We start from the raw sequence: 13,246 nt of genomic DNA on the forward strand, positions 1-13,246 counted from the left end.
AGGAATCCGTCCCCCACCCCGTAAATGAGGCGGGTTGGACAGGGTTGTGCTTCATGCACTGGCTTTTAACACACTGTTGAGTTCTCAAGAAACGGACGCGTACACCGTCGCCCCGGCCAGTTTCGGCCGGAGAACCAGGGGCGGTTCGTTTTCGTGCTGTTCTTTCGTTGTGCCGTTATTCTTTCAGGCCCGCTTTTTCGTGTCAAACCGGCTCGTTTTGAATCGATTGACTTGATCTTGCAGGTCTTGCTGGAATTCGGCGGCTCCGTTTCCAGAGCAACCCCTCAAACTTACCAGCACCTGAGCGGCTCTGCGAACCGGTCTCCGGAACCTTGGGTTTCAAAGGGATTGTCAGCGGACACGACACAAGCCATACGGAAGTCACCGGAGTGATTAGAGTGGTTTGCGTCGGCCCCTGCCGACTCCAAAAGATTAGCAGTCCTCCAAGAGCGCTCGGAACGTAATGGCGAACCCCGTACGAGGAAACCTTGGGCTGACCGGAGGGGCCGAGCCCGGCTCACGAGCGGCGCGGGCCCCGGCGCGTCGAGGCAGGCCGGGGTGGATCAAGGTCGATCGACCCGACCGGGCGAGTGATCCGAACGGGGACCGGCGGAAACATAGACTCGGCTGAGTGAGCAGCCAGACGCCGCCGACGGCGAAGAAGGTTCCCAGCGAGCGCGTGCACCACGGGGACACCGTGGTCGATGACTACGCGTGGCTGACGGTAAAGGACGACCCGGAGGTGGTCGCCTACCTGGAGGCGGAGAACGCCTACACGCAGGAGGCGACCGCCCACCTCAAGCCCCTGCAGGAGACGCTCTTCCAGGAGATCAAGGGACGCACCCTGGAGACCGACCTCTCGGTCCCCACCCGCAAGGGCGGTTGGTGGTACTACTCGCGGACCGAGGAGGGCAAGCAGTACGGCATCCAGTGCCGGGTGGCGGCGGACGGCGAGACCCCGCCCGAGTTGAAAGCCGGCGAGTCGCTTCCCGGTGAGGAGATCCTGCTCGACGGCAACGAGCTCGCCGGAGACTCCGACTTCTTCTCGATCGGCACCAGCTCGGTCAGTCCCGACGGCACCCTGCTGGCCTACTCCACCAACTTCACCGGCGACGAGCGCTTCACTCTGAAGGTGAAGAACCTCGCCACCGGCGAGATCCTCCCCGACGAGATCCCCGGCATCTTCTACGGCGGCGCCTGGTCCGCCGACGGCACGACGTTCTTCTACACCACCGTCGACGAGGCCTGGCGGCCCAACCAGGTGCACCGGCACACGATCGGCAGTCCCGCCAAGGAGGACACGCTCGTCCACGAAGAGGCCGACGAGCGGTTCTGGGTCGGCATCGGGCTCAGCCGGAGCGAGCGTTACCTGGTGCTCTCCTCCGGCAGCAAGATCACCAGCGAGGTCCGCGTCCTGGAGGCCGACGACCCCACCGGCGAGTTCCGCGTCGTCCGGCCCCGGGAGACCGGCGTCGAGTACGGCGTCGACCACGCGGGCGACCACTTCCTGGTCCTGCACAACCGGAACGCGGAGAACTTCGAGCTGGCCACCGCGCCGCTGGACGCCCCCGGCGACTGGACTCCGCTGATCGAGCACCGCGCCGACACCCGGCTGCTCGACGTCGACGCCTTCGAGGGCCACACCGTCGTGCACTTCCGCCGGGACGGGCTCACCGGCATCCGCATCCTGCCCCGTGCCGGGGAGGCGTACGAGATCTCCTTCCCCGAGCCGATCTACGACGTGGCCCCGTCGGGCAACCCGGAGTTCGTCACGGGGCGGCTGCGGCTCGGCTACACCAGCATGGTCACCCCGCCGTCGGTCTACGACTACGACCTGGCGGCGCGCGAGCTGGTCCTGCTGAAGCAGAAGGTCGTGCTCGGCGGCTACGATCCCACCGAATACGAGCAGTTCCGCGAGTGGGCGACCGCGTCCGACGGCACCCGCGTCCCGATCTCGATCGTGATGAGAAAGGGCACTCCGCGGCCGGCCCCCACGGTGCTCTACGGCTACGGCAGCTACGAGATCTCGATCGACCCCTCGTTCTCCGTCGCCAGGCTCAGCCTGCTCGATCGGGGCTTCGTCTTCGCCGTGGCGCACGTCAGGGGCGGCGGCGAGATGGGCCGCCACTGGTACGAGAACGGCAAGTTCCAGAAGAAGAAGAACACCTTCACCGACTTCGTGGCCGCCGCCGAGCACCTCTCGGCCACCGGCTGGTCGAGCGCGATCGTCGCCAGGGGCGGATCGGCGGGCGGGTTGCTGATGGGCGCGGTCGCCAACCTCGCACCCGAGATCTTCGCGGGTGTGGTGGCGGAGGTGCCGTTCGTGGACGCGCTGAACACGATCCTCGACCCCTCACTGCCGCTGACCGTGATCGAGTGGGACGAGTGGGGCGACCCGCTGCACAATCCCGAGGTATACGCGTACATGAAGTCGTACACGCCGTACGAGAACGTGGACGGCCGGGTCTACCCGCCGATTCTGGCGATCACCAGCCTCAACGACACCCGGGTCTTCTACCACGAGCCCGCCAAGTGGGTCGCGAAGCTCCGCGACGTCGCGGACGGCGGGCCGTTCCTGCTCAAGACGGAGATGGGCGCCGGGCACGGCGGCCGCAGCGGCAGGTACGACTCCTGGCGCGAGGAGGCCTTCACCCTCTCCTGGATTCTCGACACGACCAAGGTGACCCAGTGACATACATCGCGGCAGATGACAGGTACGACGGACGCCAGCCCTACAACAGGGTCGGCAAGAGCGGGCTCAAGCTGCCCGCCGTCTCGCTCGGGCTCTGGCACAACTTCGGTGACGACAAGCCCTTCGAGACCCAGCGGGCCATCCTGCGCAGGGCCTTCGACCTGGGAGTGACCCACTTCGACCTGGCCAACAACTACGGTCCGCCGCCCGGGTCCGCAGAGACCAACTTCGGGCGGCACTTCCGCGAGGACTTCGCACTGTACCGGGACGAGCTGGTCATCTCCACCAAGGCGGGCTACGACATGTGGCCCGGCCCGTACGGCGAGTGGGGGTCGCGCAAGTACCTGCTGTCCAGCCTGGACCGGTCGCTGGAGCGGATGGGGCTCGACTACGTCGACATCTTCTACAGCCACCGGTTCGACCCGGACACCCCGCTGGAGGAGACGATGGGCGCGCTGGACCACGCGGTCCGGTCCGGCAAGGCGCTGTACGCGGGCATCTCGTCCTACTCGCCCGAGCACACCGCGGAGGCCGCGCGGCTGCTGCGGGAGATGGGCACGCCGCTGCTGATCCACCAGCCCTCGTACTCGATGCTGAACCGGTGGATCGAGGGCGGGCTGCTGGACGTCCTGGAGGAGGAGGGCGTGGGCTGCATCGCGTTCTCCCCGCTGGCGCAGGGCATGCTGACCGACCGCTACCTGAACGGGATCCCCAAGGGGTCGCGGGCCTCGCTGGGGCGCTTCCTCACCCCCGAGATGCTCGCCGAGGAGACGATGCGGCACATCCGCACCCTGAACGAGATCGCGGTCGGGCGCGGCCAGTCGCTGGCGCAGATGGCGCTGGCCTGGGCTCTGCGCGACAGGCGCGTCACGTCGGTGCTGATCGGCGCGAGCAGTGTGGAGCAGCTGGAGGACAGCCTCGCGGCCGTGCGGAACACGTCGTTCGACGCCGCGGAGCTTGAGGCGATCGACAAGGACGCGGTCGAGGCGGGCATCAACCTCTGGGCCCGGTCCAGCGAGGCCTGACCTTCGCCCGTGAGAAGGGCCGCCGGGCCACCCGCCGGCGGTCCTTCCGTGGCACGGGACGAGGCCGGCTAGAGCGCCTCCTGCCGCTGCAGATGCGCGAACGAGGCCCAGCCGGGCAGGACCGGCAGCCAGAAGGTCAGCAGCCGGAACAGCAGCACGGCCGAGGTCGCCACCTCACCGGGCAGGCCGGAGAGGGTCAGGCCGACCGACAGGGACAGCTCGACGGCGCCGAGGCCGCCGGGGGTGGGGGCCGCCGAGCCGATGGCGTTGCCCGCGAGGAAGACGATGGCGACGGCGGCGAAGTTGAGGGAGCCGCCGAAGGCGCGGACGCAGGCGTCCAGGCAGAGCACGAAGAACAGGGTGAGCATCAGGGTGCCGCTGAAGCCCTCGATGATCTTCCGGGGCGACTGGAGGACGTCGAGCAGGCGCGGGATGACGCCGGAGAACAGCGAGCGGAGCCGCGCGGTGATCATGCGGCGCAGCCGCGGCACACTCACGATGATCAGCACCACCACGGCCACGGCCAGCAGCGTCAGCACGAGCGTGCGCGACGGGGTGAACGACGAGGCGGTGTTGGAACCGGTGATGTAGGCGAACAGCAGGAGCAGCGCGATGTGGAATGCCAGCCCGATGAGCTGGGAGGCACCCACGCTGGCCACCGCCTGCCCCAGAGGGATGCCGCGTTTCTGCAGGTAGCGGGTGTTGATCGCGACCCCGCTCACCGCGGCGGGCGCGACGAGCTTGACGAACGACCCGGCGAACTGGACGAGCACGGTACGGCCGAGCGGCAGTTTCTCCGGTACGAAGCCCATCAGCATCAGGGCGGCGGCGACGTAGCTCATCATCGCGGCGACCAGTGCCACGCCGGTCCAGCTCCACTTGGCCGACGTGATCATGTTGAGGTTGATCTGCGTCAGGTAGTAGACCAGGAAGTACGCGGCGAACGCGGTGCCGATGATGGTGATCAGGGTCCTGGGGCGGAAGCGCTCCAGGCGCACCTCCTCGGCCTCGGCCCTGGGCGTGAGCTCGACGATCCGCTCGCGGATCTCGGTGAGCAGCCCCTTGTTCTTGCTGAGCGCCGCCCTGGTCTCGCGGGTCAGCGCGATCCGCTGGAGCAGCGGGAGCGCGTCGGCGAGCAGGCCGTGCCCGGCTCCGGCCGCGGCGGCGTTGACCGCCCGCCGGGCTCCGACGCGGAGGCTGAGGTAGGTGAGCAGCTGGGCGATGTCCAGGCGGAGCAGCAGATCACCGGCGGCGATCTCGCCGCTGCGGGCGTCGGTGAGGATGACCCGGCCCTCGCGGTCGACATGGATGCTGTCACCGGTCAGCCGCCGGTGGGCGAGCCGCTGGACCTGCAGCAGCAGGACCTGCTCCCAGATCTGGGCGAGCAGGTTGTCGTCGATCTCCTCGTCGGGGATGTCGTCGAGCGCGCGGGTGGGAATGTGCTCGTAGGCGAGCAGCGCGGCCTCCGTACCGATCTCGCTGGTGCCGACGAGCCGGGGGGTGCTCACTCCCGCCGCCTGCGCGGCGTACGCCATCAGGGCCTCGCGCTCCAACTCGGCGCGGAGTGAGCGGATGGCCTTGCGGCGGGTCTCGGAGTTGAGCCGGATGCGCCGCCAGATGCGGTAGAGCACCCCGGCCACCTGGCGGTCCCGGTCGAGGACCGTGACGTCGAGGCGGTTGCCGTTCCTGAGCTCGACGGCGTAGCGGCGGCTGCCCTGGTAGTCGTCGTCGAGCCGATGTGCCTTGACCGGGGCGAAGCCCAGCTTGCGAAGCACGCCGACGACCGCACTGCCCGGAGGGCGGGTGTTGGGGCTGCCCACGCCGTACAGGGTGGCGTAGCCGACGGCCAGGCCGACCAGGATGGAGACGACGATGCCGAGGAGGGTGGCGGCGAGCCCGGCGAACAGGGCGACGGCGTTGAGCGCGACGGCGCTCCACAGGGCCGCCCGCCAGGTGGGGCGGCGGGATATGCGCACCGCGGTGACGTAGGCGATGATCGGGGTGAGCAGCGTGTTGACCGGCTCGACTCCGGCTCTGCCTCCGGTCATCAGGAGCCTCAGGTCCTCGGGCCCGGCGTGCACGATCCACTCGCCGAGCACGAAGGAGAGCACCATCCCGGCGATGGCCGCGAAGAGCCCCTCGGCCACCCGGAGGCCGTCGCGGTGCAGCACCCGCTCGATGGCGAAGGCGATGGGCACGCCGAGCATGGCCGAGGCGCTCAGCACCCCGGCCAGGCCGCTGAGCAGGAACGGCGCCCGGCTGGTGCCGTCGGCGACGTCGCCCTCCAGACCGTTCAGGGTCTTCTGCGCGACGAGGGCGAGCAGGATGACGGCCACCAGCCCGAGCAGGGTCGCCAGGAACCGCAGCAGGTCCGAGGGGCGACGGATCCGCTGGGGAAGCAGCGGCTCGATGACGCGCACGGTCAGATCGCCGTCCGTCGCCGGCCGTGTGCCGTCGTCGGACGGCGTTTCGTCCAGCTCCTTGATTTCCGTCACCGCCAGTGATTCTGCATGTTCCGCATTACAGCTGCGTCACCGACCTTCTCCCCCAGTGTCCACAATCGGAGCCGCACGCGTGTCGATGGCTTTCGACAGTCTTGACAGTCCGACTTCCATCTTGGTGGCTGAAATCAGAAAACGAGGCCACACGGTGACACCGTACGGCGCCCCGGCCGACGAGCGGGCCGGCCGAATGTGGTCTCGAAGAGATCGTGGACATCCGCCTCGCGCGAGATCCCCTCCGCGACGAGGACGGCGGAGCGAGCACAGCGTACCCGCCCGAGATCGAGAATTGACCCTTCTAGCTGCGGGAATACTGGATTTAGCGGGTGCGGGACTGGAAGGCTGACCGTCATGTCCCTTCGCCCGCCCGCAGCCCGCAGGGCCGCGTCCGGGGAGCGGGAACGCCTCGTCGCGGTCGCCTCTCAACGCCTTCCCGAGAGCGCGGGCGCTCCATGCACGTTGAGGGGTTCCGCATGAGCACTCGCGCCTCCAGGGGAATGGTGGTCGCGATCACCACGGCCTCCGCCATGGCCCTGCCCACCGCCTCCGCCGTGACGGCCGGCGCGGCACCGGCTTCGGGAACATCCTTTCCCGCGACATCCGCACCGGCGCCCGGCGGACCGGTGGGAAGCCTTCCCGGATCATCGGCCCCACCCCCCGCGGACTCCCCGATAACCCCGGAGGCCAGGGCGTTCGGACAGTCGATCAAGGTCGTACGCGCCAAGCGGCACCTGGAGAGGCTCCAGGAGATCGCCGACGACAACGGCGACACCCGGGCCTCGGGAACTCCCGGCCACAACGCCTCGGTCGGCTACGTCGCCGACTGGCTCCGCGCCGCCGGCTACCGGGTCACCCTGCAGGAGTTCACCTTCCCCTTCTTCCGCAACGTCACGTTTCCGCTGTTCCGGCGGATCATTTCGAACGTCGCCAAGCCGTACATCAACAACACCGATTTCAGGACCGTGACGTACTCCGGCTCGGGGAACGTCAGGGCACGGGTTCAGGGGGTGGACCTCACCCTGCCGCCGACTCCGAAGCCGAGCTCGACCTCCGGCTGCCAGGCGCGGGACTTCGCGAGGTTCGTCCGGGGCGGCATCGCGTTGATCCAGCGTGGTGGCTGCAGCTTTCAGACCAAGGCGGAGCGGGCCAGGGCGGCCGGCGCGTCCGGGGTGATCATCTTCAACGAGGGCCAGGCCGGCGAGGGAGCCGACGACCGCAGGGGGCTGCTGCACGGTTCCCTCGACGCCCCCACCGTGAAGCTCCCGGTCATCTCCACCACCTACGCGGTCGGCAGGGAGCTGTCGGCGCGGGGAACGATCGTGACCCTCGTCACCGACACCGAGAGCGACCCCCGTCGCGCGACGCGCAACGTCATCGCCGAGAGCGACTGGGGCGACCCGAACAGGGTCGTCATGCTCGGCGCCCACCTGGACAGCGTCCCGGACGGCCCCGGCATCGACGACAACGGCTCCGGGGTCGCGAGCATCCTGGAGACGGCGCTGGCGGCGAAGGACCTGCGGGCACGGAACAAGCTGCGCTTCGCCTTCTGGAGCTGCCACGAGTTCGGTCTGCGCGGTTCCGAGCACTACCTGGCCGGGCTCTCTCCCTCGGAGAAGGCGAACATCAGGCTCTACCTGAACTTCGACGTGATCGCCTCACCGAACTACGTCCTGGGAATCTACGACGGAGACGACTCCGACGGGGCAGGCGCCCCCGCGGGGCCTCCCGGCTCGGACCGGATCGAGAAGCTCTTCGAGTCGTACTTCGCGGAGACGGGCCGGCCGTACAGAAGCGTCGACGCCGCCATCCGCTCCGAGTACGGCCCCTTCGCCGCGTCGGGCATCCCCTCGGGCGGGCTGTTCACCGGCACCGTCGACATCAAGACCGCCAAGGAGGCCGTGCTCTTCGGGGGCCGGGCGGGAGTCGCCTACGACCCCTGCTACCACCTCAGGTGCGACACGATCGTCAACATCAGCGACACCGCCCTGGGGCTGAACAGTGGCGCGATCGCGACAGCGGCGTTCGTCTACGCCCGGGCCGACGACCTGCCCGGCGGTCCCCCCGTCGCCATCGATGTTCTCAACTAATGCCGTCCCCGATGTCAGAGGAGCCTGACGTGAGTGCACGTGCCTTCGGGAGAGTGCTGGCCGCCGTCACCATCGCCTCGGTCACGATCCCGCCCGTCGTCGACACGGCCTGGGCCGCGCCCCCGCCCGGGCTCGTCGCCTCCGCGCCGGTGGACACAGGCGCCCACGGCCCGTCGGAACCGCCTTCGGAGAGCCCCCTGTCGCCGGCCGCGAAGGCGTTCGGGCGGTCGATCAAGCTCGCGTCCGTCAGGCGGCACCTGGAAAGGCTCCAGGAAATCGCCAATGCCAACGGCGGTACCCGGGCCGCGGCCACCCCCGGCTACGAGGCCTCGGTCGCCTACGTCGCGGACAGACTTCGCGCCGCCGGATACCGGGTCACCCTGCAGGAGTTCGAAATCCCCTTCTTCCATGAGCGGAAGGCTCCGGTGCTGGCGCGATCGTCCCCCGTGGCCGGCGCGTACCTGCCCGGCGTCGACTTCCACACGATGACGTACTCCGGCTCGGGGAAGGTCACGGCTCCGGTGCAGGGCGTGGACCTGGTGCTGCCACCGGCCCCGAACCCGAACTCCTCCTCCGGGTGCGAGGTGAGTGACTTCAAGGGGTTCGTCCGGGGGAACATCGCCCTGATCCAGCGTGGCTCCTGCAGCTTCCAGATCAAGGCGGAGCGGGCCCAGGCGGCCGGTGCGTCCGGGGTGGTCATCTTCAACGAGGGGCAGCCGGGCGAGGCCCTCGCCGACCGCAGGATTCTGCTGCGAGGCTCGGTCAACACCTCCGGCATCAAGATCCCGATCGTCGGGGCCACCTTCGCGGCCGGCAGGGAGCTGTCGGCGCCGGGAACGATCGCGACGCTCGCGGTGGACGCCGAGAGCGACCCCGGCCGCAGGACACGCAACGTCATCGCCGAAAGCCGCCAGGGCGACCCGGACCGGGTGGTCATGCTCGGCGCCCACCTGGACAGTGTCATGGCCGGACCCGGCATCAACGACAACGGCTCCGGGACCGCGGGCGTCCTGGAGACGGCGCTGGCGGCGAAGGACCTGCGGACGAGGAACAGGCTGCGCTTCGCCTTCTGGGGCGCGGAGGAGCTGGGCCTGCTCGGTTCCACCCACTACGTGGCCCATCTCCCTGCGGCGGAGCGGGCGAAGATCAAGCTGTACCTGAACTTCGACATGATCGCCTCGCCGAACCACGTCCTGGGGATCTACGACGGCGACAACTCCGACACGGGCCTGGACACGCATCCGCCTGCCGGTTCCGACCGGATCGAGAAGCTCTTCCAGTCGTACTTCGACGCCGTGGGCAAGCCGCACCAGGACGCCGACTTCACCGGCCGCTCCGACTACGGCCCGTTCATCAAGGCGGGCATCGCCGCGGGCGGGCTGTTCACCGGCGCCGAGGGCATCAAGTCCGCCGAGGAGGCCGAGAAGTTCGGCGGCAAGGCCTGGGCACCCTACGACAGGTGCTACCACCAGGCCTGCGACACCCTCGCCAACGTCGACGACGGGGCGCTGGAGGTGAACGCCTCCGCGATCGCCGCGGCGGCGCACACCTACGCGTACGCTCGCGATCTCCCCGGCGATCCCGTCGCTCCCGGCCCCGCCGGAGGGCCGAGGGTCAAAGAACCGAGAGTCGGAGCGCCGAGAGCCGGAGGAGGGCTGGGACACGACCACCGGCACGAGCCTCCGGGGCTACTCCGGTGACACCCGCGCTCCTTGGGCGCGGCTACAGTCGGGGGCATGTCGTCAGACGAACTTCGAGTGCTGGGGGCGTGCCCGCTCGACTGCCCCGACACGTGCTCCTGGGTGGTGACCGTCCAGGACGGCGAGGCCGTCAAGATGCGCGGCAACCCTGATCACCCCTACACCCGCGGCGCGCTCTGCGTGAAGGTCAACCGCTACCTGGAGCACACCCGGGCGTCCGACCGCATCCTGCACCCGATGCGCCGGACCGGCCCCAAGGGGTCCGGCAGGTTCGAGCGGATCAGCTGGGACGAGGCCCTGGAGGAGATCTCCGTACGGCTGCGCGGCATCGTCGACGAGCACGGCGGCGAGGCGATCTGGCCCTACCTGGGCACCGGCACGCTGGGATACCTCCAGGGGGCCGAGGGAATGGCCGGGCGGCGGTTCTGGAACGCGCTCGGCGCGTCGAGGCACTTTCTGAACATCTGCTCGTCGGCCGGCAACTCCGGGCTGCGACAGATCTACGGCACGCCGGGCGGGATGGACCCGGAGACGTTCGCCCTGTCCCGGCTCATCCTGCTGTGGGGCACGAACACGCTGACCAGCGGGCACCACCTGTGGAAGTTCATCCAGGACGCCCGCGCGGCGGGGGCGCACGTGGTGGCGATCGACCCGATCCGGACCCGCACCGCCGAGCAGGCCGACGAGCACCTGCCGATCAGGCCGGGTACCGACGCGGCCCTCGCCCTGGGACTGCTGAACGTGGTGCTCGCCGAGGGTGCCGAGGACCGTGACTACCTGGAGAGGCACACGAGCGGCTGGGAGGGGTTCCGCGAGGAGATCCTGCGCTATCCCCCGGCACGGGTGGCGGAGATCACCGGGCTGCCCGAGGAGGACATCCGGGCCCTGGGGCTGCGGCTGGCGCGCACCCGGCCCACCGGCATCCGGGCCACCATGGGCATGCAGCGGCACGCGGGCGGCGGCACCGCGATGCGCACGATCGCCGCCATCCCCGGCGTGACCGGCGACTGGCGCCACCCCGGCGGCGGGATCGCGTACTCCACCAGCGGGCACATCCACCTGAACGTCGACACCCGCGAGGACCTGCTCGCCCGGCCGGTCCGCACGCTCACCATGACCCGGCTGGCCGATCAGCTGGACGAGTCGGTGAAGTGCCTGTGGGTGTACGGGGCCAACCCGATGAGTTCCACCTCCGACCAGAACCGGATCCGCGAGAGGCTGACGCGCGAGGACCTGTTCACCGTCGTGATGGAGCAGTTCCCGACCGACACGGTCGACTACGCCGACATCGTGCTCCCGGCCACCATGCAGATCGAGCACACCGACCTGCACGAGGGCTACGGCCACATGTACCTGATGTGGAACTCACCCGCGGTCGAGCCGCCGGGCGAGTGCCTGTCCACCACCGAGACCTTCCGCCGCCTGGCGCGGCACATGGGGCTCACCGAGCCGTCCCTGTACGACTCCGACCTGGAACTGGCCGAGCAACTGCTCTCCTCTGGCCATCCGTCGCTCGACGGCATCACGGTCGACCGGCTGCGCAAGGAGGGCTGGGTCCGCCTCAACGTGCCGCGGCCGTTCGTGCCGTTCACCGACGGCTTCCCGACGCCCTCGGGCCGGATGGAGTTCGGCGCCGGACCCGCCTACGTCCCGCCGCACACGGCCGTGGCCGCCGCCTCGGCCGTGCCGGGGCCCTATCCGCTGGCGCTGATCACCCCCGCCTCCCACACGTTCCTCAACAGCACCTTCGGCAACAACCCCGAGTTGCTGCGGCGCTCGAAGGGCCCGCGGGTCCTGGTCAACCCCGCCGACGCCGCGTCCAGAGGGCTGAGCGACGGGCAGCGGGCCCGGGTGTTCAACGCCGGCGGCGAGTTCGAGGCCGTGGTCGAGATCAGCGAGAGGGTACGGCCGGGCGTGGTCGCGTCCGCCAAGGGGCACTGGGGCAAGCTGAGCCCGGGGGGCGCGACGGCGAACGCCGTGGTGGAGGCCCGCGACGCCGACATGGGCCGCGGCGCCGTCTACCACGACAACCTGGTCGAGATCGGCCCGTGCGCCGCCGAGTGACCGGACAGATCACCTCGACGCCGGCCCCTGGCGATCAGGTCAGCGCGAGTTTGTAACCCTCGTGGGACGCGACGAAGCCGAGGGAGTCGTAGAAGCGGTGGGCGTCCACGCGGGTCTTGTCCGTGGTGAGCTGGACCAGGGCGCAGCCCCGGGCCCGTCCGCGCTCGACGGCCCATTCCATCATCGTGTGGCCCAGACCCCGCCCGCGCAGCTCCGAGGCGATCCTGACCGCCTCGATCTGCATCCGGAGGGCACCCCGGCGGGAGATGCCGGGAATGTAGGTGAGCTGCATGGTGCCCACGACCTCACCGTCCAGCTCCGCGACGATCAGCTCGTTGGCGGGGTCGGCGTCGATGACCTCGAAGGCGGCACGATGCTCCTCGCCGTAGGCTCCCTGGCGGGCGGCCGCGACGGTGTCGTCGGCGAGCATGGCCACGATGAGCGGAACATCCTCGGCACGGGCGATACGGAGGTTCACCGGCATGGCGGCCAACCTATCCCGGAACACCACCGCACTCCTTCCTGGCACCCTGGACGCCCCTCGCGGGGACCTCCGGGGGAGGTCCCCGCCTGTCACCGGAGGGAGACGACGGGTAGGGGAACAATCAGGGTCGCTCCCCGATGTGAGCAAGGGGGCTCGGGAGGCAGTCTGATGGCATGAAAGACGAACTGACTCGACGTGACGAGATGTCCCTCGCCGGAGCGGCGCTGCACGGTGCTCCCTGGAAGACCGCCGCGGTGACCGGCGGCGCGGTGACCGCCGCCAGTTTCGGGATGGGAGTGCTCACCGGTGGCGGGGACCTGACCTGGGCGATGGTGGTCGGTATCGGGCTGTTCTCGCTCATCGCGGCCATCGGCTCGATCGGCAAGCCCAACAGCGGGGACCGGGTGACCCGGCAGGCCCGGCTCTGGGCGCTGCGCCATCCCTGGAGGTTCGCCCTCTATCCCTCGCTCGGTGCCGCGATGCTCATGTATCCGGTGCAGCTCATCGTCGACGGCGAGGGCGTGTTCAGCGCCGCGCTGGACGCCTTGCAGGGCGGGGTCGTGGTCTACCTGATCACGGCTGTCCTGGCGCTGACCCTCAAGGGCCGCGGCCAGACCTCGCTTCCCGGCGGCCGCTGAACCCTCGGGTGATCGCCGGGTCCCATGGGCGGCCGGTTCTCGTGTCGGCCACCGC

At 69.6% G+C, this 13,246-nt stretch carries 8 protein-coding genes; 6 read left to right on the top strand and 2 right to left on the bottom strand.

Translation table 11 applies throughout. From position 1 onward, the window contains the following. Nucleotides 1–631: 631 nt before the first annotated feature. Nucleotides 632–2,692: a S9 family peptidase gene (locus AB0J58_RS09905; RefSeq protein ID WP_364212772.1), complete on the top strand. Its 2,061-nt coding sequence runs from the start codon at nt 632–634 to the stop codon at nt 2,690–2,692. Further along, complete coding sequence (gene mgrA / locus AB0J58_RS09910; RefSeq protein ID WP_364212775.1) at nt 2,689–3,717, top strand: L-glyceraldehyde 3-phosphate reductase; 1,029 nt, start codon at nt 2,689–2,691, stop codon at nt 3,715–3,717. The genes AB0J58_RS09905 and mgrA overlap by 4 nt, the downstream gene beginning before the upstream one ends. 68 nt (nt 3,718–3,785) lie before the next feature. On the opposite strand, the gene AB0J58_RS09915 is transcribed toward mgrA, so the two are convergent. Beyond that, nucleotides 3,786–6,212 (bottom strand): lysylphosphatidylglycerol synthase transmembrane domain-containing protein, encoded by a 2,427-nt coding sequence (locus AB0J58_RS09915; protein WP_343972837.1) that lies wholly within the window; start codon nt 6,210–6,212, stop codon nt 3,786–3,788. Nucleotides 6,213–6,691: 479 nt separating this feature from the next. Between AB0J58_RS09915 and AB0J58_RS09920 the strand changes: the two genes are divergently transcribed. From AB0J58_RS09920 to AB0J58_RS09930, 3 genes are read left to right on the top strand one after another with little or no spacing between them, the layout of a single operon-like run. Continuing rightward, a complete protein-coding gene (locus AB0J58_RS09920; protein WP_364212778.1) occupies nt 6,692–8,305 on the top strand; it encodes a M28 family peptidase in 1,614 nt (537 codons plus the stop codon). A 29-nt stretch (nt 8,306–8,334) separates the two neighbouring features. Beyond that, on the top strand, nt 8,335–10,005 hold the full coding sequence (locus tag AB0J58_RS09925) for a M28 family metallopeptidase (protein WP_364212781.1): 1,671 nt from the start codon (nt 8,335–8,337) through the stop codon (nt 10,003–10,005). A 36-nt stretch (nt 10,006–10,041) separates the two neighbouring features. After that, nucleotides 10,042–12,069, top strand: a complete 2,028-nt coding sequence (locus AB0J58_RS09930) for a molybdopterin oxidoreductase family protein (RefSeq protein WP_364212784.1) — start codon at nt 10,042–10,044, stop codon at nt 12,067–12,069. A gap of 34 nt (nt 12,070–12,103) precedes the next feature. Here the strand turns inward: AB0J58_RS09930 and AB0J58_RS09935 are convergent, their stop codons facing one another. Continuing rightward, nucleotides 12,104–12,553, bottom strand: coding sequence for a GNAT family N-acetyltransferase (locus AB0J58_RS09935; protein WP_364212787.1), 450 nt, complete (start codon nt 12,551–12,553; stop codon nt 12,104–12,106). Between the two features lie 173 nt (nt 12,554–12,726). Between AB0J58_RS09935 and AB0J58_RS09940 the strand changes: the two genes are divergently transcribed. Continuing rightward, nucleotides 12,727–13,191, top strand: a complete 465-nt coding sequence (locus AB0J58_RS09940) for a hypothetical protein (protein WP_364212790.1) — start codon at nt 12,727–12,729, stop codon at nt 13,189–13,191. The last annotated feature ends 55 nt before the right edge of the window (nt 13,192–13,246 follow it).

The sequence above is a fragment of the Streptosporangium sp. NPDC049644 genome (assembly GCF_040675205.1).
Taxonomy (GTDB): domain Bacteria; phylum Actinomycetota; class Actinomycetes; order Streptosporangiales; family Streptosporangiaceae; genus Streptosporangium; species Streptosporangium fukuiense.